A 26,021-nucleotide genomic window follows, 5' to 3' on the forward strand; every position below is an offset into this window, starting at 1 on the left:
TCAGGCCCCGGCGGGGACGCGGCGATCAGCGAACTGCAGGTCGTGCAGTCGCCGGTAGGCCCCGCTCGCCCCCATCAGCTCTCGATGCGTTCCACGTTCCACGATGCGACCACGCTCGAGCACGAGGATCTGCGTCGCGTGCTGGATCGTGGACAGACGGTGCGCGATCACGAACACCGTGCGTCCGGCCAGCAGACGATCGATGGCCTCCTGCACGAGGCGCTCGGACTCCGTGTCGAGCGCGGAAGTCGCCTCATCGAGGATGAGGATCGGCGGGTCGGTGAGCAGGGCGCGCGCGATCGCGAGGCGCTGCCGCTGCCCGCCGGAGAGGCGCGTGCCGCGTTCACCCAGGATCGTGTCGTATCCGTCCGGCAGCTCGGCGATGAACGCGTGGGCATTCGCGGCGCGCGCGGCCGCCTCGATCTGCGCATCGGTGTACCGACCGGGGGCGGCATACGCGATGTTGTTCCGAACCGTGTCGTTGAACAGGACCGTGTCCTGGGACACGACGCCCGTGAGCGATCGCAACGACTCGAGGGTGAGGTCTCTCGTGTCCACCCCGTCGATCGTGATGCGCCCTCCCGTGGGGGTGTAGAAGCGCGGAATCAGGTCCACGAGCGTGCTCTTCCCCGCTCCGCTCGCGCCGACCAGCGCCACCACATCGCCCTGGCGCGCCGTGAAACTGATGTCCTGCAACACGTCGCCGTCATCGTAGGCAAAACGCACGTCGTCAAAGCGGACCTCGCGCTCGAGGCCGCGGACGGTGCATGACCCACGGTCGTCCTCCACGGGATGGTCGAGCACCTCGAAGATCCGATCGGCGGCGGCCAGGGATTGCTGGGCGACGGCCGGCACCTGCGACAGCTGCTTGAGCGGCTGCAGCATGCGCATCACCATGGCGAGGAAGGTGATGAGTTCCGCGCCGCTGAGTGTACCGGCGCCGAGGACTTCACGAGCGCCCACCCACAGGATGAGCATGGCGATGCCGGTCGCCACGGTCTCGGTGATCGGCTGCGCCATGAGGCTGAGCCGGTTGATGCGCACCATGCCGCGTGAATAGCGACCGCTCGCCTCGCGGAAGCGGTCGATCTCGTACGGTTCGCCGCGATACGATTTCACGAGGCGCACACCGGCCACCGACTCCTGCACGATGCTGGTGAGGTCGCCGTACTGGTTGCCGAGCCGTCGGTGGCCCTTCCGCAGTTTGCGGAGAATGGGTTGCAGCAGGCCGATGAGGATCGGCGCGACCACCAGCGCGAGGAGCGAGAGCCGCCACGACATCACGAACATCGCGACGATGGCCGTCACGACCATCGCCGCGCTCTGGATGGATCGGGTCACGGCCTCGGTGATGACCTGCTTCGTCTGCTGCGTGTCGGTCATCACGCGCGCGAGGATCTGCCCGGCTCTGGTGCGGGTGTACCAGGTCAGCGGCATGCGCTGGAGGTGTGCATAGACGGCGTTGCGCAGGTCGCGGGTCACGCCCTCCTGTACCGACGCGCCGAGTTGCCCGCTCAGCCACACGAAGGCGTTCTTGGCCGTGACGGCGACGACGATGACGATGACCAGGTTCCGGAGCGACGCCATGGGATCGCCGGCACCGCTGGCGAGGAACCAGCCGATGACGCGCTGCTGAAACGCGACGATCGCGCTGCCCGGCACCGGAACGGCGAAGAGCTGGCTCAGAAACGGGATGAGCAGCGTGAACGAGAACACGTCGAGCCACGCCGCGATGAGGTTGCAGGCGATGGTGGCCGACATCCTCGCGGCGTGCGGGCGGAGAAAGGGAAAAAGGCGGCGCAGCATGGCGTTGGTCAGCGCGGGGTCCGCCACCCGGCGCAGGCCCGGCGTCTGGTCATGCCGCTACCTGGGCGTGAGGAGCGCCAGCGGCACAATGCATTCTTCCGGTGTCACGCCCCCGTGCAGGAACGAGCCGCGATACCGGCTCTGGTACTCGCGCAGCTTGGTCGGGTAGACAAAGAACGTGTTGCCGACCGCGAGCAGTGTGTTTGCGCCGAGGCCGCGACGCGGGAGCCGGAGCAGATCCTCGTTCGTGACGAGCATCGCCTGGTCGGGGCGCTCGGCACGGAGGTCTTCGCCAAACTTGTAGCGGAGGTTGTGCGTCGCGTCGCGCTTGGCGAAGACCGTGGCCGGCGTGGTGCAGTGAATGGAGCCGTGGTCGCTGGTGAGAACCACGGCCACCTTGCGCCGTGCCGCCTCGCGCAGAAGCGACAGGAGCGCGGATCGCTGGAACCATTGCAGCGTGAGCTGCCGGAGCGCGATCTCGTCGCGCGCGACCTCGTACAGGATGGCGGACTCCGAGCGACCGTGGGTGAGCAGGTCCACGAAGTTGAAGACGAACGCGCTGATCCCCTCGGGGCCGATCGCGGTGGCGATGTGGCGCTCCAGTTCGTCCGAGTCGCCGGGCGTGGAGATCTTCTGATAGCGGACCGAGGCCTGGACCCTGAGCTCCATCAACTGCGCTTCGAGCAGCTCGCGCTCGTGGGCGTTGAGGGATTCGTCGTCCCGCTCGCCCCACCAGTCCGGGAAGCGTGCCGCGATCTCGCCTGGAAACAGGCCGCTGAACAGCGCGTTGCGCGCGTACGGCGTGGCGGTGGGGAGCACCGCAAAGTAGTGCGTGGTTTCGACGTCAAAGAGTGATGACACCGTGGACTCGATCACGCGCCACTGGTCGAGGCGCATGCAGTCGACCACGACCAGCACCACGCGCGTGTCGCGGGCGAGGACTGGCAGCACGAACTCCGGCACGACGTCGATCGACAGCGGTGGCCGATCGCCCTCGAGGTCACGCAGCCACCCCGGGTACGCCTGCTGCATGTACGCGAAGAACTCACGATGCATGTCCGGGTAGAGCCCGCGCAGTGAATCGTAGAGTCCCGATTCGCCAGCGCCGGCGAGGTCGACGTCCCAGCGCATCAGTTCGTCGAAGCGCTCGATCCAGCCCCGCCACTCGAGGTCGGGCCGGCGCTCGAGTTCCATGGCCCGGAACCGCTCGACGAACGCCCGGGCCACGGCCTGCTGTCGAATGCGCGGCCCCTCGAGCACGCGCGTGACCGCCGACAGGACCTGCCGCGGGCTCACCGGCTTCACCAGGTAGTCGCGGACGTCCGCGCCTAACGCCTCGCGCAGGGTGGCGTCGTCCTCCGACTTGGTGATCATGACCACCGGCATCGTGGGCGCGACCTCGCGCACCTCGCGAAACGCGTCCAGGCCGCGGCGGCCGGGCATCTGTTCGTCGAGGAGCAGCAGGTCATACGGCTTGCGGCGGATCATCTCCACCGCGTCGTCGGCGTTGGTCGCGACGGAGACGTCGATCCCCTTTTCCGCGAGGAAGAGCCGGTGGGGCTCCAGCAACTCGGCTTCGTCGTCGACCCAGAGCACGGCTTTGGGTGGTTGGCCGATCCTGGGCAGCGGCGGCATGGAGTCGAATGTAAGGGGAAAATCGCGCGTTTGCCGAGTGGCGGTGGGCGCCTAGATTGCGGCCCGTGAGCGCCCTTCCTCCATATGCCCTGACGCCCCCGACGTTCCGTTTCCGCGCGCTCGTCGCGCTGGCGGAGCGGCTGCCCCTCGGAGGCGAGCGCGAGCTGGTGCTGGCCACGTTTGTCGCGGCGAGAGTGCTGTGGGCCTGGAGCGGGGCGCCGGACTCCCCGGGCGCCGCACCGGCGCGAACAGCCGCGGCCCGACTCTGGCTCCAATCGATGTCGCTGCCGGCGCCGTGTCGCTCGGCGTTCGTGCAGCTCGTCGACGCCGTGGCGCGAGGGGAGCGCTCTGCCGTGGCCGCGGCGTGGGAGCGCGCCCTGGCCCTCTCGGCGCGCACGATCGACGGCGTTGCCCGCACCGACCTCAGGGCACTCGCCGGCCGCCTGGCGCCCGCCGCATGAGCGACGTCGCGCCTAACGACGACGGCGCGGATGCCCGCCCGTTCGACGCCATCTCGTACCTCGCCGGCGTGGACGCGCACGGTGGGCGCCTCGACGCGGTTCCCACGGGCTTTCCCAGCCTCGACGCGCTCCTGAGCGGTGGCCCGCGCCGCGGGGATCTCGTGGTCCTCGCCGGCGACAGTGGCTGCGGCAAGTCCGCCCTCGCCATGGCCATCGCCCTGCGCGCCGCCGAGGCCGAATACGACGTGGCACTGTTCTCCGGCGAATACGGACCCGAGCGACTCTTCGAACGCGCCCTCGCGATGACGGGACGCGCGCGCGTCGACGACCTGCGACACGGCACGCTCGACGAAGCCGGGCGCGCGTCCGTCGCGGCCGCCGCGCTCCGCCTGCGCGAGCGCGCGCCCATGTTCTCGCACGTCGCGCCCAACGGCGTGGCCGGGCTGTCCGACCTGCTCATCGAGCACCTCGGCCTCGACCTGCTCGTGGTGGACCCGGTACAGTCTCTCGCTGTCGGTCGCCTGCCCAGGGACGAGGAACTGGCCCACGCGGTGCTCCAGCTCAAGTCGCTCGCCGTTCGGCGGCAGTGTGTGGTCCTCGCGGTGAGCCATCTGGCCGTGCCGGTCCGCGAACGGGCCGATCCGCGGCCTCAACTCGAGGACCTCGGTATCCTGGGCGCGCTGGCCCACCACGCCGACATCGTCCTGGGACTGTACCGCGAAGAACAGTATCACGCCGCCAACGATATCGATGGCGCCGCCGAGGTGCACGTGCGCAAGAGTCGCGACGGCTCGTTAGGCTACGCCGATCTGTTCTACTTCAAGGCGTGGCTGCGGTTCGAGGACATGGTGGAACCCTGACCGGTTCACCGAGCGGCAGCCTTGGCTGACGCTCGGCCCGGGCCGCCGTACCGATTTGCACGATGCGCAGGTGCAGCCTTCTTCACCTGCCCGGCACCGTGACCAGGGCCTGCGGGTCGGCCTGCGCTGGCGCAGAGACGTCGCACGCGAGTTCCATGAGGTCCGGTCGTCCCACGAACTCGCGATCAGCGCGAGCGACGCTGGCCGGGCGCAGCCGCGATCGACGCGTAACTCCGGAGAGCCCTTCCGGAGCCCGCAATGCCGTCTATCCGTCCACGTCCCCGCTTGATTCTCACCCTGGTCCTCCTCGCCGGATCCGGCTGCGGAGACGATGGGGGATCCGACCCGCCGGCGCCGGCACGAATCGAAATCACTCCGGCGACGCCAACCATCATCGCGGGGAGCACGGTTCAACTGACCGCCACCGTGCGGGACGCAGGTGGCGCGGCGCTCAATCGACCGGTGATGTGGTCAAGTCAGTCGACCGGCGTTGCCACCGTCTCGACGGCTGGTCTCGTGACCGGGGTCGCGGTGGGGACGGCGACTATTTCCGCCGCCGCCGATGGCGTCGTTGGCACCGTACAGGTCGTTGTCACTCCGCCTCCGGTGGCCACGGTGGCCGTGACTGCCGCCGCGACCTCGATCCTGGTCGGGCGATCGAGCACCGCAACCGCCGCGCTGCGTGATGCGGCGGGAAACGCTCTGACCGGTCGCACCATCGCGTGGACCACGTCGAACGCGGCCGTGGCAACCGTCGCGGCGGCCGGCGCCAGCACGACGATCACCGCCGTCAGCGTTGGGAACGCCACGATCACGGCGACGAGCGAAGGCGTGAGCGGGTCGGTGGCGATCACGGTGGCTCCCGTACCCGTGGCGTCCGTCACGGTCACACCGGCTTCGGCATCGGTGATCGTGGGCCGGACGCTGACCCTCTCCGCGACCCCGCTGGACTCGGCGGGCGGGGCGCTCACCAATCGCGTCGTTACGTGGACGTCCGGCAGTCCATCGGTTGCCACGGTGACAGCCACCGGAAACACGACGACGCTCACCGCCGTGGCACTGGGGACAGCACAGGTCACGGCAACTGTCGAGGGGCGCACGGCCGTCGCTACGGTCAGCGTCGTCGGCCTCGACCTTTCGCTCACCCGAGACACGACGATCAGCGGGACCGTCGATGTGTCGGCGCTCAGAGTGCCGCGCGCCGTGACCGTGACCGTCGCCGGGCCACTCACCCTGCGCTCCTCCGGCCCGATCGAGATCCACGGCTCGGTGCGTGCGAACTGCAGCGCGGTGTCGATCACCGGCCGCTCGTTGCTCACCCGCGGCACAGTGACCAACCGCTGTGCCACGACGACGGGCACGCCGCCGGACCTGCTCCTGCGCAGCGAAGGTGGCATCCGGCTCGACTCCGCCACCATCACCAGCAGTGGCAGCATCGTCGTCACGAGTCGACCCGCGGCGGGACTGGGGCGCGTGCGCGCACGGGTCGCCGGCACGGCCGCAGACACGCTGCTCGATCCCTGCGTCATCCAGCACACGCAGATCGGATCCGGAGGGCTGGCCGCCCCGGGCGCCGATGCCTCGCCTAACGGCGGCAACGGATCCAGGGGCGGCGACGTCACACTGGAGTGTGGCGGGCACCTGCAGGCGCTCGGGCTGCGCATGACCTCCCAGGGCGGCGGCCGCGGCGGCAAGGGCACCTCTACACCGACACAGCCAGCGCTTGGCGGCAACGGTGGCGCCGGCGGCAGCGTGTTCGTGCAGTCGGATGGACGCATCACGTTCGAAGTGAGCGTCCTGTTCGCACAGGCCGGCGGTCGTGGCGGCGACGCCGTCGATGGCGGCGCTGGCACGCGAAAGGTAGGCACCGGGGGCAACGCCGGCGCGGGAGGTGGCATCTCGGTCAATGGGGCGATGGGAACCGACGTCCGCCCTTCAGGCCTCGACGTCTATCTCAACCTGCCCGCCAACACGAGTGACACCCCGGACGTGGCACTTGGCGGTGGTGCATCGATCGGCGGTGACCGCGGCAAGGATGCCTCGACGGTGCCCGCCACGCCCGGGGAGACCGCGACGGCGACCGGGGGCAAGGGGGCCACGATCGGTGATGAGGCCGTGATCAAGCGCGTGATTGGCGACTATTTCGCCGGTGTGGTCACGGGGGCGGCCAACATTACGGTGACCGCCGGTCCGGCCGGTCGCGGCGGCGTGGCCGCGGTGCGCGCGGGCGACGGTGGCCACGGCAATGCGCAATTCCGTGACGGCGCGAAGAGTGGTGATGCCAACGCCACGGGCGGCCCCGGCGGCAATGCTCGCGTGCAGGACAACACCAAGGGAGGCAACAGCTGGCCGGGTGGGCCCGGCATGGGCGGCGTGGTGCAGTATGCGTTTGCCTGGGGCGGCAACGGCTTCGGCACGTGCGACGTGCTGCCCTGGCTTCCCGGGGGGAACGGAGGTCTGGGCGGCCTTGCCAGTGGCACGCCCGGTACCGGTGGCACGAACGGCAGCGGCACCAAGGCGCCTAACGGGACGATCGACTATCTGCAGACCATGAACGGCGGCAACGCGGCTCCCGGCGCGGGCCCCGGCGCTCCCGGCGGCGCCGGCGCGAAGAACGTCGCGTTGATCGGCACGGTCAATGATGACGGCAAGAGCTTCAAGCCCGGCATGCCGGCGAGTGCCTGCGTGACGAAGGAGATCGACACACGCGTGGCGCCCTCCGGGGGCGACCAGAGCCACGAGAACTTCGGCCGCATGGGGCCGCGCCGGCGAGGGCGCTTCCGTCGCGATGATGACGACGACGACTCACGGCCTCGTGTGTCCATGCGACAGTCCCTGGCCGTCCACAACGTGACCATCGAGGGTGACGGTCCCTGGATCCAGGTCCGGGGTACGCTGGACGATCAGGGCAACTTCACGGCGACCGGCCTCGGCACCTACGCCGGGTTCACCGGCATCGACGCCAGGTACTTCGGGAAGCTCGTCCTCGACCAGGCGGGCCAGATCGTGGGCCTGAATGGTACGCTCGAAATCGGCAAGAACGGCAAGCTGCCCGGAGGTCAGCCGATCATCTACACGATGACAGCGCCCTAGGCTGGCACGGCAGGCGGTCCGCGAGAGAGGGCGATGGGAACGATTCCTATCGCCCTCTCCCATGGAGCGCACCCTACTCGTGGCCTCCTTTCCCGCGCTCCTTCCACGCTTCGAGCAGCGCCTTCTCACGCTCCGGTGTGAAGCCGGTCCTGATCGCCGCCTGGCGCTCGGCGGGAAGCGTGCGCCACCACGCGAGCGTGTCGCGCGCGGTCGTCTCCATCGGGCGCCACCGGAGTCCGGCCTTCATCTCGGGCGTGAGGTCAAACTGCGCGAAGCCGGCGGTCCGACCCTGCATCACCTGAAACACCGGCAGCTCGCGGCCATACGGATTCGCGCCGTTGGCGCGCAGGAACTCGGCATCCACCCACGTGAAGGTGGGGTCCGAACCCACGCCGGCGCGGACCTGGTTCACGAAGTCGCGGAACGGCGTGCCGAGGTGCGGCGCCACCGCATTGAAGACGCCGTAGGTGCGATCTTCGACCAGCTTCACGCAAAAGTCCACCAGATCACGCACGTCGATGATCTGCACGCGGTCGCTCCCATCACCCGGCACCAGCACCTCGCCGCCGCGGGCGATCCGGACGGGCCAATACGTGAATCGATCCGTATCGTCCTCCGGGCCGATGATCAGGCCCGGGCGCACCACGGTCACGCGACCCGGCATCGCCGCGTGCGCCTCCTTCTCGGCGTACGCCTTGGCGTGACCGTAGGGAAGCGGAGTTCCCTCGCGTATCGGCGAGTTCTCGAGCGTCAGCACGGGAGCGGCCGCCGTCATCGGCACCCGGCTCGTGTCCTGATACACCGACCGCGTGGATATGAAGAGGTACTGGTCGGTGGAGTCCTTGAGGAGCCCGGCCGATTGCTTGACCCACTCGGGGGCGGTGCTCTGGGAGGCTGACTCGTCGATGACGGCGTCCCACCTGCGTCCGCGGAGCGCATCGAGATTGTTCGCGCGGTCACCGGCGAGCTGCTCGACGTCCTTCCCGAACAGGTTGGGGCCGCTGCGCCCGCGGTTGAAGATCGTGACCTGGTGTCCGCGCGCGAGCGCGGCGCGCACATCGTGCGGCCCGACGAACCCCGTCCCGCCAAGGATCAGGATCTTCTTTGCCGCCGGGGCCGGCGGTGCGACGCGCAGCGTGCGCGGGTCGAGCGCAGCCATCGCGCCGAGGGTCGTGAGCCCGATCTCGAGAAACTCGCGGCGGCTCTTCATGGGCGCATGGTCGGTTGATGTTGAACGGCGCACGATCGGCGTGACCGGCAAACCACGGACTGCGGGTCGCGTGGCCGCCTATACGCGAAGATAGCTCCACTCCCTGCTGAACGGGATCCGACTCATCAGCACGGCACGATCCCGGAGCACCACCAGGCGGTCGCTCGGGTTGATGCCGATCCCCGAGGCTTCGTCGTAGAGACCGGGCTCGACGGAGAACGTCATGCCCTCCTCGACCACCGTGTCGTCGCCCAGCGCGAGAAACGGCGGCTGGTGGCCGACGAAGTTCTGCCCCTGTCCGTGCCCCGGCCGGTGATAGATGAACTCCTGCATCCCCTGCTTGATCTGGTACGCGTGCACCTTGTACGCGATCTCCGAACACACGGCGCCCGGTTTCGTTTCCTCGGTGATCATCTGGACCGTGTCAGCCACTACCTGCCACATGCGATCGTGCTGCTGCGTCGATGGGAGCAGGATGTAGTTGCGATAGCCCTCACCACCGTAGCCGCCGAGCAGGATGTCGCAGTTCACGTACAGCGGCTTGCCTCGTTCCACCCGGGCATGGAAGAACTGGTTCGGGTGCGGATAGGCCGTCGCCACCCCGGTGCGCACGTAATTGCCCGTCACCTCCATGCCGACTGCACTGTGGGGTTTGCCGTCGCGCCTCACATCCCGCATCATGAGGTTGATGCCGTACGATGCGAGCGCCTGCCCGATCTGGTAATCGGTCGTGCGCGTACCGTGTTCGAGGATGTAGTCGCGCGCGAACGCATGCACCTTGTCGAAGTAGCGATACGCGCGCTGCGTGAGTGCGATCTCTTCCGGGGTCTTGATCACCTGCAGACGCAGGCATTCGTCGGAGATATCGATCGCCTTTGCCGAGGGGAGCACGCGCTCCCACGTCCGTTGTGCAGAGGGCCCGAGTTCGCGATCGAGCGCGATGGTGCGATCGCCGAGCCCGCGCGCACCCAGCTTGCCCAGCACCCAGGCCCACAAGTCCACGCGATTGCCACGCGCCAGCTCGCCGCGGTTCGGAAAGCCGCCCTCGGCGTGAGGGTAGCAGAAGTAGTAGTCGTTCTCCGTCGCCCACCACGACGTGATGAGATCCCGGTCGATCGCCGGCGAGAACCAGTAGACCGTGTCGCGTTCGTCCACCGGCATCAGGGCCCAGGTCGTACGTTCACCGCTGCCGCGAAAGCAGCCGGTGAAATACACCAGGTTGACGTCGCTCTGCAGGAGCACGGCGTGCGCGCCCCGCGCCCTGGCCCGCTCCCGCAGTACCTGCGACCGCGCCTTGTACCACGACAACGCAAGCCGATCCACGCCGACGGGTGCCGGCGCCGGATGGTGCGGGTTGTCCACCAGGAGGCGCTCGGAGCCCCGCGGCTGCAGGTCGTTTGCCTCTGCGGCCAACGCTTCGCTGGCCAGCGAGGCGGCGGCGATCGACGCGCCGATCTCGCGAACGAACGTCCGACGGCTAGCCATCGGCTCGCTTCGCCCGTGCGACCAGTCGGCTGTCCAGCGAATAGGCGCCGCCACCCGCGAACGCGAGTGCGATCGACGCGGTGCCCAGCAGGAGTTCGAACTCGAAACCACCCATGAAACCCTTGGGCCAGAGGGCGAAACCGATGGCGCCGACCATGTCGATGCAGAAGAGCACACCGAGCAGGCGGGTCAGGAACCCGGCGGCGAGGGCGAGGCCGCCAAAGAACTCGAGAATGGTCACCCCCCAGGCCGCGATCCCCGGCAACGGAATACCCAGCGAGGTGAAGAATCCCGTGACTCCCTCGTGACCCATGGCGAACAGCTTGGCGTGCCCGTGCACCATGAACGTCAGGCCCGTGACGACACGGAGCACGAGGAGTGCGAGATCAGTCCTGATCGGCATTGGTAGTCCTGGCTGGCATCGACCGGAAGTTCGGCGCGCGCGCACCACTCGGCTAGGGTAACGAGGGAGACCATCGCGGCAATGGGCGCTCCGCTCGATGGCCGGTGCCTCGGCGACTGGAGTCCCGGTTCGGTACACGCCGACGGTCGTGCCGCAGGGCGCGCGGGCGCCGGTTCCCCGGGTTGAGCGGGCGCCCTGATCGACGGCGCCTACCTGGAAGTGTCCTTGAGCGCGCGGAGCCGCTTCGCAGGTTCTGCGAGCGACGACGCGCCGTCCCACAGGGTCGACCACAGGTCGCCAACGGCATCGAGCCGCGCGTTCATGTCGCGCAACGTGAAGCGCTGCGGCGGTGCGTCGCCGCGCTCGAACTCCTCCCAGGTGCATGGCGCGGACACGGGGGCACCCGGTCGCGGACGCAATGCGTACACGCACGCGAACGTCGCGCCGGGATGATTCCGACCGGTGTCCATGAAGATGCGATGGCCGCGGTCCTTCTTCGCAAACGCCAGCGTGAAGCGCTCGGGATCGCGCGCCGTCGCCAGCGCCCCCACCGCGTCCGCGAAACGGCCAGCCTCACCCGCGGGCGTCGGCTCGATCGGCACCACGATGTGGTACCCCTTGGAGCCGGAGGTCTTGATTCCCGTCGGCACGCCGAGTTCCTCCAGCAGCGCTCGAAGTCCCAGCGTCGCGGTCCGCAACATGCGCGCGTCATCGACGGAGGGATCGAGGTCGAACACCAGCAGGTCGGTCAGATCGAGCGCGGGCGCGCGTGACACCCACACGTGCGGGGTGATCGTGTTCTGATTCACGACCCACATGAGCGACCGATGGTCGGTGATGAGCGGATAGTTCACCACGCCCCCCTGCTTTGGCACCGTGACCCGCTCGAGCCAGGCCGGGAATCCCTTCTCGACGTTCTTCTGCATGAAGCCCTCCTCGCCGATTCCGCGAGGAAAGCGCTCCATGGTGACCGGTCGACTTCGGGCAAACGGCACGAGGAATGGCGAGACCCGCTCGTAGTACGCCGCGACATCACCCTTGGTGATGCCATCCGCCGGGAACAGCAGCTTCTCGGGGTGCGTGATCATCCCGTCACCCGCGTGACCTCGCGCGGCACCTGACCAGGCCGAACGCCGAGCAGCCGCGAATGCCGCAGCTTGCCGTGCGCCGTCCATTCGATGAACGCGGCGCGCACGACAACGTCGGGGCGCACCCAGTGACCGGCACGCGGAAGGCCGGTCGCACGCGTGAACGGAGACGCACTCACCGCCAGCGCATCGAGCTGCTCGCGCAGGGCGTTCAGCAGCGCGACGTCGAACCCGGTGCCGACCCTGCCGGCAAAAACGAAGTCATCGCCATCGTAGTACCCCACCAGCAGCGCCCCAAGGCCCGCGCGCTTGCCCTGCGGATCGGTGAACCCGCCAACGACGAAGTCCTGCGACACCTCGCACTTCATCTTGAGCCAGTGCTTCGACCGCTTGTGCTCGTAGATCGAATCGCGCCGCTTGGCGATCACCCCCTCCCACCCTTCGCGACACGCGCGCTCCCACGGCGCATCGCCGTCGAGGGGTTCGACGCGAACAAGCGGGGGCCGCAACGGGAGCGTGTCCAGCAGCGCACGGCGTGCATCGAGCGGCAGGCCGGTCACCGCGCGGCCGTCGAGCCACAACACGTCGAAGACGTGATACCCGAACGCCGCGGCCTTTCCCCAGACCCCCATCGCCTCGCCATCGAGAATGAGCTCCGATGCGGGCAGGGCGCGGATGGCCGCGACAATCGTCGGATGGTGATGCGTCAGCCGATTGCGCGAGAGCAACGTGACGTCGTCACCGGCCTTGTGCGCCATCAGCCGGATGCCGTCGAATTTGCGTTCGAAGGTCCACGCATCGCCGCTGAATCGCTCTTGCGTGAGCGTGGCGGCCATTGGCTCGAGCCACTCGGGAACGGTCATGCTCCGCCGGCAATTGGTCGACGCGAAGATATCACCCCGTGGCGCGCAGCGGCGTGCCTGACGTGGCGCCGTTCCCGCGCCCGTTGCCGCGGCGCGTGTCCGGACGCGGAAGCCCACGCCGCGCGCGGCCCCAGGTGCACCGCTCAGCGCAGCAGGAGGCCGACGGCGAACGAGGCAAGGTTTGCGATCACGATGGCGGTCGCGTCTCGTCGACGCGCGGCGGCGATGGCACCGCTCCCTGCCGCAAGCCGGTGCCCTGCCGGAACCGGCGCCACCACGAGCGCAAACAAGGCGACCTCTGCCAACGGCGCGAACACCTCGGCGAGGGCGATCCACGCCGCGTCCGACGCGCCGAATGCGCGCAAGGCCGGGAACCCCAGATGCACGAGCGGGAGCGTACACGCCGAAAGCCACGCCGCGGCAAACCATCGCGTGCGCGGTGCATGCATCGGGTGCAGCAGATACCACAGCACCACACCCTCGACGGCCACCGTCAGGAGCCATGCCACTCCCAGGTTCCCCAGCGCGAGCCATGTCATCAAGCGAGCCTGAGCAGCATGGGGACCTCGCCCAGCACGTGTGCGATCGCCAGCGTGAAATACACGTCGCGGGCCCGAGCGTAGTCGGCCGTGAACGCGACCCAGAGTGCCACGACGGCGACAGCAAGCCCACCGAATGCGAACCGCACCACGCGTCGTCGCACCACGCTGTCGCGGACGATGGCCACGCGCACGCGGCGCCACGGCGCGCCCATGCCCGTGACGACCGGCATGACCACGATCCAAACGGCGTAGTGCAGGAGCTCCAGGAGCGCGAGCGTGGCGACGAGTGCGCGGGGGCCGAGCCACGTAAGCTGAACGCCACCGGCCTGCGCGACGATCCGCATCGTCAACGCATCCGTTCCCTCGCCGGGGAGCGGGCCCGCGTCACGCAACGACCACAGGAGCACCACGATCAACAGCGGCAGCGCAGCGAGCAGCGCGCGATACGCCGGACGCCAGTGTCGATGGTGACGCCCCAGCTCCCGATCGAGCACGACGAACGAGACGATCGGATGCGCGTACACCAGCAGCAGCGACCACACACCGGGATTCCAGCACGCGAGCGACGCCGCCACCAGCGCGACCGGCAGCACCCACGTCCAGTCGCGGACCGGCTTCTGTCGGCTGCGCAGGAACGCGAGGGCGGCGATCCACCCGACCAGTGCCAGGTTCCACGCCGTGGCCCAGCGCGCGAGCGTCGTCGTCGAACCGCCGAATCGTGCGGCGCCGGGGATCGCGAGCGCCCCAACGGTCAACAGCACCATGCCGGCGATCGCGACGAGGAAGAACTCGCGGAACGGCGAAAGACGTGACGGGAGTCGCGCGATCGCATAGCGAAACTCCATCCAGTTGTGCGGCCCCGCAAACAGGAACACGCTGGCCAGCGCCAGTTCGAGTGGAACCGTCGCCACCAGCGCGGTGGCGGCAAGGACGCACGCTCCGGCAAGCGCGCTGAAGCGCCGCGCGGACGCGTGGGTCAGCGCTTGCGTCGACGGATCACCCATACGCCAACGGCGAGCGCGACCACGGCGAGCACCGTCGCACCGAACGGACTCGAGGCCGCAGACACGGGGTCAGGCGCGACGTCTGCCGCCGACGCGAGGGTGGGGACCGCAGCGGCGAGCGCGACGGGCAGGAGCGCAGCGCGGATGCGTTGGAGATGATGGGTAGGCATGGGCGGGTGGGGTCGGGTGCTCCGGAAACACGCGCAGCACCGCTGCCGGACGGCTCACCCGCTGCAAGTCAGCGCCCGGGGAACACGGCGGGCACGCGGCAAACCTCGGGTGAGCCCGGGTGCGCGAACCGGAGGCCACGACGGCGGACAACGGTGTCGGAGCGTCCCTATATTTCCCACGCACCCCAGCCCCATCCGAAGCATGGCCGGCCACAGTAAATGGAAGCAGATCAAGCACTACAAGGCAGCCACCGACGCCAAGCGTGGCGCCATGTTCACCAAGCTCATTCGCGAGATCACGGTCGCCGCGAAACAGGGCGGCGGTGACCCTGGCGGCAACCCACGACTCCGCACCGCCATCGACGCCGCCAAGGCCTCGTCCATGCCCAAGGACAACATCGAGCGCGCCATCAAGAAGGGCACCGGCGAACTGGAGGGTGTGGACTACGTCGAGGTGACCTACGAGGGCTTCGGACCGGGCGGAGTCGCTCTCATGATCCATGCGCTCACCGACAACGCCACGCGCACGGTCGCCGAAGTCCGACACAAGCTGTCTCGCGGCAACGGGAACATGGGAGCGACGAACTCCGTGTCCTGGATGTTCGAGCGCAAGGGCCAGCTGTACCTCGACGCGGCGAAATACGACGAAGATCCGACGCTCGAAGCCGCCCTCGAGTCCGGGGCCGCGGACTTTGCCCGCGAGGACGACCAGTTCGTGGTCAGCACCGACCCGGCCGACTTCCACGCCGTCCGAACGGCGCTCGAAGGCAAGGGCATCGTCGCGACCGACGCCGAGATCGCCTGGATCCCGAAGCAGACGGTTCGGGTCGAGGGATCGGACGCGAGGGCGCTGATCAAGCTGATCGAGGCCCTCGAGGAACTCGACGACGTCCAGAAGGTCGACGCGAACTTCGACATGGACGTGGCGGAGCTGGCCGACGCATGACGGGCCCCGCCACGTGCTCGCGTTAGGCGTCGATCCGGGGACCGCGGTCACCGGATATGGCCTCGTGAGGCTCCGACCCGGCGGGCAGATGTCGCTCGTCGAGTGCGGCGTGATCCGGACGAAATCACGCGACCCTCTCCCCTCCAGGCTCGCCGGGATCTTCGACGGGATCGTGGAGATCATCGAGCGCCACCGGCCCGACGCGCTTGCGCTCGAAGACGTCTTCTACGCGCGCAACGTGCGCACCACGGTCGCGCTCGGCCACGCGCGCGGCGTGATCATGCTCGCCGGTGAGCGCGCCGGGCTCACCGTGCACGAGTTCGCGCCAGCCGTGGTGAAAAAAGCCGTCGTGGGGGCCGGCGCCGCGAGCAAGGATCAGGTCCAGTTCATGGTGACGCGCCTGCTGCGGTTGCAGGCTCCGCCCACGCCGTCGGACGCCGCCGACGGGGTCGCGGCCGCGATCACGCTCTGCATGCGCACGCGCGTCCCGACCATCGCCGCCCTCACCGCGGCGCCGCGGGCACGACCGGCACGCCTCGCCTAGTGCTTACCATCGTCACGGGCACACTGCTCGCGAAGGATCTCGACCACGTCGAAGTCATGACGGCGGGCGGTGTGGGCTACGAACTCGCGATTCCGCTCGCGACCTACGAGAAGCTGCCGCGGGTGGGGGAAAAGGTCACCCTGCACACGCACCTCGTGGTACGCGAGGACGAGTGGCTGCTCTACGGTTTCCACGCGACCTTCGACCGCCGCGTGTTCCGCAAGCTCCTCGGCGCCACCGGCGTGGGGCCAGCGCTCGCCCTTGGCATGCTTTCCGCCCTTAGCTCCGAGCGCGTCGTGAAGGCACTGCGGGAGAAGGACGTGACGACGCTGACCATGGTGCCGCGCGTGGGCCGCAAGAAGGCCGAGCAGATGATCCTCGATCTGGCGGAGAAGCTGAACGAGGTGGCCGCGAGCACTGATGGTGGCCCCTCCCGCCCGGAGGGCGCCGCGGCCGACGACGCGATTCGCGCACTGGTCTCCCTGGGATACGCGGCGCCTGACGCCGAGAAGGCCGTGCGAAAGGCACTGGAGGCGCTCGACCGCCCCACCGCACCCCAGGTCATCCGGGCCGCGCTGGTGCACGTGGGCAGAAAGTAGGCGGCGAGCGTCGCGAATTCGGGTCAGCTCGAGCCGAAGATCAACCAGTGTCCAGACTGCGCCCCCAACCACACGGCATCACGTCGTCTCTGTCGCTCGCAGCGTCGAGCGAGGCAACGGCCGCCGCGGGCTGGGGGAACCCTTGCCCGAGCTGCCAACGTGGCGGCACCCGAGCCTCTCGCCCCAGGCGCAATCCGCGCACCGATCGCGCTCGCCAACTCGGCCGCACGGTGACCGTGGACGTCCCGGGCCGCCACGGCGCGAGTACGGGGCCGACGACGCGGGGCGCGATGCCCCCCGCTCCACGCCCGGCCCACCCCGCAAATTCGCAACCGGCGAACGGCACCAGCTCGCTTCGGCGAGGCGCCAGCGAGTCACTGAGCATGGTCGGACCCGAAGACCCAAACGTCGGCCGACTCCATTGGATGATACAGCTGGTTCCGCTCACGAGTCGGAGCATCTTCTCCTGATTGTCCTCGGCGAACCCGACGTCGACCACTCCCACGTTGGCCAACACGCCGATCGGATCGACCTGATGGGTCACGAGGTCGAGCCGGTATATTGCCGACTTCACCGGGAGTTCCGACTGCCAGTCAAACTCGGACAGGACGAGGTACGCCTTGGGGCCTACCATGGGAAAGCCACCGGTCAGGAAGATCGCGTTCAACGTGTCCAGCAACGGCGGCGTGGTGAACTCGACCTGCCACGTCGGCGTCCCGGCCACGTACAGGTTGACCGCGATCGTATCGGCGTGCCGGCCGCGGCTCTCCGCGATCAGCGAGGAGTCCAGCCCGTGCGAGTTCCCGTCCATCGATCGCGCCGTACCAGAGAGTTCTTCGAACGAACCCTGGGGGCCCTGGAGCCACGACCCATTTGAGTAAGTCACGGAGCGTTCGCCGGGCGCCACGCCTGGCGTCAGGTAGTTGATCTGACGCCCCCCGTGAAGGACATCCAGTCCGATCACCTTGCCGCCCGAGGCAGCAGCGATCGTTTGCGTTTGCTGACCGCGCTGGACGGCGATGCTGGAGCCGGTCACCCAGAGGCGATTGCCGCACAGGGGAGCGCCCGGACGTTCCGCGATGCGCCGTAGGGCTCCGTAGGCGTCGAGCACCGGGCGCAAGCCCGCGTCGGTCGCGACGAATTCGGTCGCTCCGCTCAGAATGATGTTCTTGAGGGCGGTGTCGGGCAGCGCCGGGTAGAACGACTTGACCAGTCCGGCCACGCCCGCGACAAGCGGCGCAGCGAAGGAGGTGCCGGCGTCCAACGTGACTTTCCCAAGCGAGTCCAGCAACGCAATGTTCTCGCCGGGTGCGTAGACGTCGACGAACGGACCGCGATTCGTAGCTTTTGGCGCCCCCTTCATGGCACTGCCCTGCCCTGGAGCCGCGATGCCGTGCGCCAGTCCACCGACCACGAGTACCTGCTCCGGGTAGGTGGACCTCGCATTCACCATGCCGCCGTATCGCGCGTCCAACCCGTCATTGCCAGCACTCATCACGAAGAGCGGACGTCGCCCCTCATGTCGCAGCCGGTTTATGGCACTGCCCAGGACAAGGTTTCTGTTCCGAAGCACCCGCCTGGCGTTCGCGTCATTGACCGTGTCCGGCGCTCCGCCCGGCCATTGAAGATTGGCGGTGAGGATGACAATTGACGCCCCTTGACGGGCGAGTCGAATGAGGTTCTCCTCGTACGCCGTCTCAGGGTTCAGTGCCGAAACCGTCGTCGCGGTATCGATAAGGGGATTCTGACGCCGGGAGCGAAGCAGGAGGTGTGCCTGCCACATCACGCCCGTCATCCCCGAGTCGTTGTTCCCCCGCGCAGCCGTGACGCTCGCGACCCTGGTGCCGTGATCCCTGAAAATGACCGGCTGCCGTATGGATCCAATGTTCGGGGACAGATCGCTCGGCGAGTGGAAACCATCGTCGAGCGCACCTATCACAGTTGACGTGGACCCAATGGAACAGCCCCAGGCGAGTGGAGCCCGGATACGCTCAAGGGCTGCATTCGCGCCCTGGCTCAGCATGGCATCCGCCGACCATGACGCGCGTTCCCAATTTGCGCCGTCGTTCGGCTTGATCCACGACTGGTCGTCTGGATCGTTGACCGACCAGATGTAGGCATTGATGACACGCGGGTCGCCGGTCAACGAATCCTGGACCACGCCGAGCGCGGCGACGGTAGTCGCCGACGGAACGCGCACGACGTACCAACCGTCCGTTGCCGTGACCTTTGTGCCGCCAACGACGTAGCCTCGCACCTTCGCCAGGACTGCTTGTCGGGATGCCTGCGAAGCGGTGTCGTGAAAGAGCACCGTCAGCAACTGCGATCGAAAGTACTTCCCGCCGCCGGCGGCCAGACTGTCCAACGACGTGATCAGAGCGGTTGGGATCGTGTCAGGCGAAGTGGCGGGAACCGCCTGCTCCGGCCCGCCCGCGAACATCTTGATGCGCACCCTTGCTGTCCATGTCGTCCCGCGCACCTCGACCCACCTCGGCCCCGTCTCCTCGCCAGGGAAGAGCATCTGCGGCTGGCCGCTCGCAAGCATCGCGTCGTAGAACCAGAACGCCTGCCGGCCACTCGTGCTCGCCGAGTCGGGCTGATAGCCAAGGAGATCCGACGCACCGGGCACGACCTCACCGGAGGCATCAAAGCGCTTCACACTGTCGGCATTCAGGCGCAGCCTCACGCGCGGGACGAGTGGCCCGGTGCCCAGGTTCTTCAGCCGAATGCGAATGCGCAGTGCACCCGTCGCGGACACGAACGACGCCGAGTCTCCGATCAGCTCGATCTGACTTGTTTGACAGTACGCGGTGTTGTAGATCGGCTCGAGAAGGGGCATGCCCCCGGCATCGAAGCTGACCTGAAAGCGGGCGCAGCCCTCGCTGAAGCCCAGGTCAACGGTGGGGACCGGAACCCCGAGACGGAGCGAGGGCGGCGTGGTCGGATCCATGCAACCCAGACACAGCGCACCTGCGGTAAGGAACGACAACATGGCTCGACCTCGGCTGGCCGGGGGGGGGGGGGAATCCTTGCATTCAACGCGCCTCGAATGGGAATGGTCACGACCCAGGCGCGTTGCGATGTTCCCCTCGCCCCACACCCGCGTTTTCATGTTGGCCCGTCCCATCGCCGTCGGCAAGAGCGCGCGGCAGAATGTCCACCCGGCAGCGTGGGTGCTCTCCTGAGACGAACACGAAGCGCAACCCGGTATCGCGCGCACGCTTGCCGCCGCCTGCCATGGCGTCGACCTTTCTGAACCCTCCCAGCGCCCCGGCACCGATGCCCGCCCAGCGTACCGCCACGTTCACCGAGTCCGTCATTCGCGAGATGACTCGCGTCGCCGCTCAGTACGGCGCGATCAACCTGGCGCAGGGCTTCCCGGACTTTCCGATGCCGCCGGCCATGAAGGACGCGGCCTGCGCAGCCATCCACGGCGACGTCAACCAATATGCCATCACGTGGGGCGCACCTGCCCTTCGCGTCGCAATCGCCGAGAAGTACCACCGGTGGTACGACATGACAGTGGACCCGGAGCGCGAGATCACGGTCACGTGCGGCGCGACGGAAGCGATGGCCTCGGTCTTCATGGCGCTCCTCGATCCGGGTGACGAAGTCATCGTCTTCGAGCCGTTTTACGAGAACTACGGACCCGATGCGATCCTGACCGGCGCGACGCCGCGCTTCGTGCAGCTCAACTGGCCCGACTGGTCCTTCGACCCCGATGAGCTGCGCGCCGCATTCAACGATCGAACGAAGGCGATCATCGTCAACACACCGCACAACCCCACCGGCAAGGTCTTCACGAAGGAAGAACTCGAGCTGATCGCGGAGTTGTGCATCGGCAACGACGTGTGGGCCTTCACCGACGAGATCTACGAACACATCCTGTACGCGGGTCAGCACCATGTGCTGGCCACGTTCCCGGGAATGCGTGAGCGCACGGTGACGATCTCGGGACTCTCGAAGACGTTCAGCTGCACGGGCTGGCGCCTGGGGTTCGCCATCGCGCCGGCCACGGAGTCGGTTGCCATTCGCAAGGTGCACGACTTCCTCACAGTTGGCGCGCCGGCGCCGCTGCAGCAGGCGGGCGCGGTGGGCATGGCGTTCGACGCCGACTACTACAACCACATGGCGCTCGCCTACCGATCGAAGCGCGAGATCCTCTGCAAGGCGTTAGGCGACGCCGGCTTCCGGTTCTCCGCGCCGGACGGGGCCTACTACGTCCTCGCCGACTACTCCGGTCTGAGCGACGTGGGCGACCACGAGTTCGCGCTGTGGCTCACGCGCGAGGCCGGCGTCGCGACCGTGCCCGGGTCAAGCTTCCACCCGCCGGGCGCTGACGTGCCGAAGTATGTGCGGTTTGCGTTCTGCAAGACACCGGAAACGCTGCACGCGGCCGCAGAGAGGCTACGGAGCGTTCCCGGCCTGGAAGCCGCCTGAAACCCTAGCGAGGAACCTCAGCGACTTCGCGTTTGGCACGGCCCCCGCGCATGTCAGCTGCCCGCGTGAGCTCCGGTACGGGCGAGGTCGCTTGCACAGCCAGCGCCTGGGTCACAGCATATTGGGTGCTCACAAGCGAAGGGTCGGGTATGTCTGCGACCTTCCTGCCTCATGGTGCCAACTGCTGTAGCGCCTTTCGCCGGGCGATCGTGCTGTGGCCTCTGTTCGCGTCGTGCGTGCCTCAGCGCGAAGTACCAACGGGCCCAGGATCGCCGGAGGGCCCCGTCCACGCGGAACCCTTGGTGCTCAGCTTTGGGCTGCGATACCTGCCATACGGTGTCCCCGTGCCAGAGGGGACCAAGCTGGCAGCTGTGCCTGAGCCCTATTCCTTTGCGAGGCATGGAGCCGGCATCCCGAACACGCAACCAGAGGCAAACATCGTTGAGCGACCCGGGTTCGTTCCTCCCCCACCGCCAATCGCCCAGGGAAGCGATAGCTACTGGCTCCGCATCATGCCGTCCACGCCGGCGCAGTTTTTCGGCATATCGCAGATCAATGACGCCCAGCTCTCGCTACAGCTCCCTGCGACCTCGGGTAGCACACGATATCTCTACGCGCCGACCATCCTGCCATCCGGAGGCTCCTGCGTTGAGGCAACGACATTGCATTCTCGCGCAGCCAACAGCACGACGGTGCACAGGCAGGGCTGGTACAACTGGTGCGTTGGACCCGCCGGCGCCTGGTGGGTGCAGGAGAACATGGACCCGACGTTTCAGTCGAAGTACGTGCGCCACTTCAACGGAGAGCTGGGGCTTCATGTGTCTATCGTCACCCCGAACAATGGAAGCATGTACGGGGGCTGCTGGTACGGTCATCTCTACAACTTCAATGTCGGCGGCTGGGAGCAGAAGTTCAGCTACTGCGGCACAGGAACCGTCTACCTACCTCCCCCGCTCAACCCAACCTGGGGATGGACGGCCTGGGAGTCCTACAACCTGATCTCCGAAAGCTCGTGCCCGTCTGTGCAGGGCGTGCGCGCACAGGTCATTGTCCTAAACGTGTCTGCGACGGGGGGGGGCGCAGTTCCTTACGGATTTCCCATCGAACATCGGCGCAGGCTCGAGCTCCTCCCAGTGCTGGACCGGCTTGGGCGGCGCTCCGTACACGTTCATCTTTCCTTCGACGAGCATCCTCTCGACATGGCAGGCAGATACGCCTACCCAATAGGAGCTGGCAATCATGTCGATACGTGGCCGTGGGCTCGGGAGAACCATTCTGCTCCTATGCAGCGCGCTTGCGCCGCTCTGCCTCTCGCTTAGCTGCAAGGGCACAAACGACGTGGCAATTGCTGATGGCAGCTACCCCCTGGCCACGGTGAACGGTAAGAGCCTGCCCTTCGACGAAGGCCCTGAGCCCCCACGTCCCGGTGCATCGGGTTCGTGCCACTCGCTGCTGCTGCGGGGAGAACTTCTCCTGCAGCGCGCAAACCAGACGTTCGAGTTCTGGTACGAACACGGGAGCACGTGCACTGATCGTACGCTTGGTCGCTCGGGAGCTACCGGTACCTATCGAGAGCTGGCGGGTGGCCTCGAGCTCGTGGCAGTCACTGGGCCCGGGCTGACGGAGACCTATCGAGCGAGTATCAGTCGGAACACCATCAGCGTCGCGAGCCGGTACTACAGCCTCGGCTTCGCCCGATAGCTGACCCGCGCTCACCCGGCGCGCGCGGGCCACGAATCGTCGGCCGCAGCTGCGCTTTGTGAGCCCCGCGACGCTCGCCGGACGGTCAGCTGGCTGGCGCCAACGTCGACAAACGCACCGCGTCCAGGCCAGCACGACCTGCCTCGCCCTGCAGCATGTCGTCGAAAGCCGGCGCGGTGAGCGATCGGGCGAAGTAGTAGCCCTGACCCAGCCGGCACCCCAGGGCGCGCAGTTCATCTCGCTGCTCGACGCGTTCGATGCCCTCGGCGATGGTCTCGATGCCCAGCGTGTGCCCCAGCGCGATGATCGCCCGGACCAGCAGCGGATCGCCCGGCGCCTGCGTCGCCACGGCCTCCACGAACGACCGATCGATCTTGAGGATGTCGATCGGGAATCGCTGCAGGTAGCCTAGCGACGAGTACCCGGTGCCGAAATCGTCGATCGCCAGACGAATTCCCAGGGCCTTGAGGGCCTTGAGCTTCTCCAGCGTCGATTCCGACCGCTGCATCAGTACGCTTTCCGTGATCTCCAGCGTGAGAGCCCCGGGCTCCAGCCCCGAGGTGTCCAGCGCCTCGTGCACGTCCTCCAGTACCGTGGACTCCATGAAGTGCCGGCCCGACAGGTTCACCGCGAGCTGCAATCCACGCGCGCGCCGATGGTCCACGCGCCAGCGCTGCGCCTGCTCACACGCGATGCCCAGCACGCGACGACCCACGGGCACGATCAGCCCGGTCTCTTCCGCCACGCCCACAAAGGCCGACGGCGAAACGAACCCGCGGCGCGCATGCCGCCACCGGACCAACGCCTCCGCGCCGTACAGGTCCCCGCTGTGCAGATGAACGATCGGTTGATACTCGATGCTGATCTGGTCGGCATCGACTGCGGCGCGAAGGTCGGCCTCGAAATCGAGCCGCTCCACCAGCTGCGCGTGCATCTCGGGGGCGTAGATCGCGTAGCGACCCTTGTCCTGACCCTTGGCGAAATACATCGCCAGGTCGGCGTTGCGCAGCACCTCGTCGGGCGTGAGATCCATCGACACCTCGGCGAGACCTAACGACACGCCGACGAACACGTCGCGCCCCTGAATGGTGAACGCCGTCCCCAACGCGCCGGAGATGCGATCGGCGATCTGCACCGCGTCGCCCATGTCCTGGATCCCTTCGAGCAACACCGCGAACTCGTCACCACCGAGCCGCGCGATGGTGTCGCCGGGGCGAACGCAGGTGGCGAGCCGACCCGCGCACGCCACGAGCAGTTCGTCGCCGGCCGCATGGCCGAGCGAGTCGTTCACCTTCTTGAAGTCGTCGAGATCGAGGAAGAGCACTGCGGAGGGACGCCGACCACGCGGGGCTCTGGCAATGGCGTGCGCCACGCGATTCAGGAACAACGACCGGTTGGCGAGCCGCGTCAGCGAGTCGTGATAGGCCTGGTGCGTCAGCCGCGCCTCCAGGGAACGCCGCTCGGAGATATCACGCGCGCTCACCACGATGCCGCCGATCGAAGCCACGTGGCGCAGGTCCGTCGACGTGTTTTCGGTCCAGAGCCATGCATCCCCGCGCCGCACGCGCCACTCGGCAACCAGCGTGTCGCCATCGCCCACCGCACGGAGGAACCGGCCGAGCGAGGCGGCGTCGTCGGGATGCACGAGCGACGACAACGACCGGCCCTCGATGGTATCCGTATTCTCCGCGAACAGGTCGGCCACCGCCGGGCTCGCGTACGAGATCACGCCCTCGGCCGAAATGATCAGCGTGACGTCGCTCGACTGCTGAACCAGGGCGCGGAAGCGCGCCTCGCTGGCGACCAGCCGATCGACTTCGCCCTGAACACGGGCAAAGGCGCGTATGAGCAGAAGGACCACCGCACCAATCGAGAGCAGCGCGATGACGGTCAACCGGCTCAGGCTCGCACTGTCCGAGGCGATGACGACGCTCCCGACCGCGACGATGACCGCCGGCCAAAGCCCGCGGGCCACCCGCAGGCGTGCACCAGCGCGAGGCGGTCGAAACGTCTCCATTGGCATCCTCGAATGACGGCTGGCTGACGGGAGGGTCACGCGCCGGGTCCGTCGCGTCACCCAATGTTGCGCCGATCCACCTATCTTCCCCCCGATGACGCGCGAGATCACGACCCCGGCCGAACTGCCCGAAGAGGGCGTCGTCGAGCTGTCGCTGCGGCCGCAGCGCCTGGCCGAGTTCATCGGTCAGGAAAAGGTGAAGGAAAGCCTCCGGATCGCCGTCGAGGCCGCGCTCGCCCGGCGCGAACCGCTCGATCACACGCTTTTCTTCGGCCCACCAGGCCTCGGAAAGACCACGCTCGGCGAGCTCATCGCCCGGGAACTCGGCGTGAACATCAGGACCACGTCGGGACCCGCGCTGGAGAAGTCCGGAGACCTGGTCGGGATGCTGACCAACCTGCGACAGGGGGACATCCTCTTCATTGATGAGATCCACCGGCTACGGCCGGCCCTCGAAGAGTTCCTCTACCCGGCGATGGAGGACTACAAGGTCGACATTCGGCTTTCGGAGGGTCCCAAGGCGCAGACGATCACGATGCCTGTCGAACCGTTCACGCTGATCGGTGCGACGACCCGGCAGGGGATGCTCACCCCGCCGATGCGGGCCCGGTTCGGGATCGTGCAGCGGCTCAACTACTACCCCACCGAAGACCTGGAATTGATCGTCCGGCGCACGGCCGACGTGCTGCGGGTCGACGTGGACCTCGACGGCGCCCGCGAGATCGCCCGGCGCTCACGCGGGACCCCGCGTATCGCCAACCGACTGCTCCGCCGCGTGCGCGACTACGCCCAGGTGCGCGCGGCCGGCCACATCACCCTCGGTACGGCCAACGACGCGCTGCAGCTGCTCGACGTGGATGAGTTCGGACTGGACGACATGGACGCGCGCATTCTCCGGACGATCATCGAGAAGTTCGACGGCGGCCCGGTCGGCGTGGGGTCCATCGCGGCCGCAGTCGCTGAAGACCCGGGAACGATCGAGGAAGTCTACGAGCCGTTCCTTGTGCAGAACGGCTTCCTCCATCGCACGCCGCGTGGGCGCGTCGCGAGCCCGCTGGCGTATCGCCACTTCGGCTACGTGGCCCCGGATCGGAATGGCGAACAGGGCAAGCTGTTCTGATCGGAGCGTCACCGGAGCACGAGGATGACGCGGC

At 67.8% G+C, this 26,021-nt stretch carries 21 protein-coding genes; 9 read left to right on the top strand and 12 right to left on the bottom strand.

Annotated features, from left to right (window positions below; all coding sequences use genetic code 11):
• Positions 1-1,806: an ABC transporter ATP-binding protein gene (locus IT361_00585; GenBank protein MCC6316153.1), complete on the bottom strand. Its 1,806-nt coding sequence runs from the start codon at positions 1,804-1,806 to the stop codon at positions 1-3.
• Positions 1,807-1,863: 57 nt separating this feature from the next.
• Entirely contained in the window at positions 1,864-3,441 is a 1,578-nt protein-coding gene (locus IT361_00590; protein MCC6316154.1) for a response regulator, read from the bottom strand.
• 65 nt (positions 3,442-3,506) lie between these two features.
• Between IT361_00590 and IT361_00595 the strand changes: the two genes are divergently transcribed.
• The 3 genes from IT361_00595 (at position 3,507) to IT361_00605 (ending at position 7,855) form a co-directional block, all read left to right on the top strand.
• On the top strand, positions 3,507-3,902 hold the full coding sequence (locus tag IT361_00595; GenBank protein MCC6316155.1) for a hypothetical protein: 396 nt from the start codon (positions 3,507-3,509) through the stop codon (positions 3,900-3,902).
• Entirely contained in the window at positions 3,899-4,762 is an 864-nt protein-coding gene (locus IT361_00600; protein MCC6316156.1) for an AAA family ATPase, read from the top strand. Before IT361_00595 ends, IT361_00600 begins: the two co-directional genes overlap by 4 nt.
• A gap of 285 nt (positions 4,763-5,047) precedes the next feature.
• A complete protein-coding gene (locus IT361_00605; protein MCC6316157.1) occupies positions 5,048-7,855 on the top strand; it encodes an Ig-like domain-containing protein in 2,808 nt (935 codons plus the stop codon).
• A 73-nt stretch (positions 7,856-7,928) separates the two neighbouring features.
• Here the strand turns inward: IT361_00605 and IT361_00610 are convergent, their stop codons facing one another.
• The 8 genes from IT361_00610 to IT361_00645 all read right to left on the bottom strand — a co-directional run bounded on the left by IT361_00610 (position 7,929) and on the right by IT361_00645 (position 14,620).
• Positions 7,929-9,014, bottom strand: a complete 1,086-nt coding sequence (locus IT361_00610) for an NAD-dependent epimerase/dehydratase family protein (protein MCC6316158.1) — start codon at positions 9,012-9,014, stop codon at positions 7,929-7,931.
• Positions 9,015-9,143: 129 nt separating this feature from the next.
• Positions 9,144-10,550 (bottom strand): aminopeptidase P family protein, encoded by a 1,407-nt coding sequence (locus IT361_00615; GenBank protein ID MCC6316159.1) that lies wholly within the window; start codon positions 10,548-10,550, stop codon positions 9,144-9,146.
• Complete coding sequence (locus IT361_00620) at positions 10,543-10,953, bottom strand: DoxX family protein (protein ID MCC6316160.1); 411 nt, start codon at positions 10,951-10,953, stop codon at positions 10,543-10,545. The genes IT361_00615 and IT361_00620 overlap by 8 nt, the downstream gene beginning before the upstream one ends.
• A 209-nt stretch (positions 10,954-11,162) precedes the next feature.
• The gene (ligD, locus tag IT361_00625) at positions 11,163-12,041 is read right to left on the bottom strand and encodes a non-homologous end-joining DNA ligase (GenBank protein ID MCC6316161.1); all 879 of its coding nucleotides are present in this window, start codon (positions 12,039-12,041) and stop codon (positions 11,163-11,165) included.
• Positions 12,038-12,904 (bottom strand): ATP-dependent DNA ligase, encoded by an 867-nt coding sequence (locus tag IT361_00630; GenBank protein ID MCC6316162.1) that lies wholly within the window; start codon positions 12,902-12,904, stop codon positions 12,038-12,040. Before IT361_00630 ends, ligD begins: the two co-directional genes overlap by 4 nt.
• Positions 12,905-13,047: 143 nt before the next feature.
• A complete protein-coding gene (locus tag IT361_00635) occupies positions 13,048-13,419 on the bottom strand; it encodes a hypothetical protein (protein MCC6316163.1) in 372 nt (123 codons plus the stop codon).
• Between the two features lie 23 nt (positions 13,420-13,442).
• Positions 13,443-14,450, bottom strand: coding sequence for a hypothetical protein (locus tag IT361_00640; GenBank protein ID MCC6316164.1), 1,008 nt, complete (start codon positions 14,448-14,450; stop codon positions 13,443-13,445).
• Positions 14,423-14,620 (bottom strand): hypothetical protein, encoded by a 198-nt coding sequence (locus tag IT361_00645; protein ID MCC6316165.1) that lies wholly within the window; start codon positions 14,618-14,620, stop codon positions 14,423-14,425. Before IT361_00645 ends, IT361_00640 begins: the two co-directional genes overlap by 28 nt.
• A gap of 202 nt (positions 14,621-14,822) precedes the next feature.
• Between IT361_00645 and IT361_00650 the strand changes: the two genes are divergently transcribed.
• Genes IT361_00650 through ruvA form a run of 3 tightly spaced genes read left to right on the top strand, consistent with a single transcriptional unit; the run spans position 14,823 to position 16,709 of the window.
• Positions 14,823-15,566 carry a YebC/PmpR family DNA-binding transcriptional regulator gene (locus IT361_00650; GenBank protein ID MCC6316166.1) on the top strand — a complete coding sequence of 248 codons (744 nt, stop codon included), beginning with the start codon at positions 14,823-14,825 and terminating at the stop codon, positions 15,564-15,566.
• Between the two features lie 13 nt (positions 15,567-15,579).
• On the top strand, positions 15,580-16,110 hold the full coding sequence (gene ruvC, locus IT361_00655; protein MCC6316167.1) for a crossover junction endodeoxyribonuclease RuvC: 531 nt from the start codon (positions 15,580-15,582) through the stop codon (positions 16,108-16,110).
• Complete coding sequence (gene ruvA / locus IT361_00660) at positions 16,110-16,709, top strand: Holliday junction branch migration protein RuvA (protein ID MCC6316168.1); 600 nt, start codon at positions 16,110-16,112, stop codon at positions 16,707-16,709. The genes ruvC and ruvA overlap by 1 nt, the downstream gene beginning before the upstream one ends.
• A gap of 40 nt (positions 16,710-16,749) precedes the next feature.
• Here the strand turns inward: ruvA and IT361_00665 are convergent, their stop codons facing one another.
• Positions 16,750-19,701 (bottom strand): S8 family serine peptidase, encoded by a 2,952-nt coding sequence (locus IT361_00665; protein MCC6316169.1) that lies wholly within the window; start codon positions 19,699-19,701, stop codon positions 16,750-16,752.
• 245 nt (positions 19,702-19,946) lie between these two features.
• On the opposite strand from IT361_00665, the gene IT361_00670 reads away from it, so the two are divergent.
• Positions 19,947-21,149, top strand: a complete 1,203-nt coding sequence (locus IT361_00670) for an aminotransferase class I/II-fold pyridoxal phosphate-dependent enzyme (GenBank protein MCC6316170.1) — start codon at positions 19,947-19,949, stop codon at positions 21,147-21,149.
• A gap of 1,239 nt (positions 21,150-22,388) precedes the next feature.
• Positions 22,389-22,850, top strand: a complete 462-nt coding sequence (locus tag IT361_00675; GenBank protein ID MCC6316171.1) for a hypothetical protein — start codon at positions 22,389-22,391, stop codon at positions 22,848-22,850.
• Positions 22,851-22,935: 85 nt separating this feature from the next.
• On the opposite strand, the gene IT361_00680 is transcribed toward IT361_00675, so the two are convergent.
• Positions 22,936-24,867, bottom strand: coding sequence for an EAL domain-containing protein (locus IT361_00680; protein ID MCC6316172.1), 1,932 nt, complete (start codon positions 24,865-24,867; stop codon positions 22,936-22,938).
• A 94-nt stretch (positions 24,868-24,961) separates the two neighbouring features.
• Here IT361_00680 and ruvB point away from each other — a divergent pair, with 94 nt between their 5' ends.
• Positions 24,962-25,987, top strand: coding sequence for a Holliday junction branch migration DNA helicase RuvB (ruvB, locus tag IT361_00685; protein ID MCC6316173.1), 1,026 nt, complete (start codon positions 24,962-24,964; stop codon positions 25,985-25,987).
• The last annotated feature ends 34 nt before the right edge of the window (positions 25,988-26,021 follow it).

It is taken from the genome of Gemmatimonadaceae bacterium (assembly GCA_020846935.1).
Lineage (GTDB): Bacteria > Gemmatimonadota > Gemmatimonadetes > Gemmatimonadales > Gemmatimonadaceae > RBC101.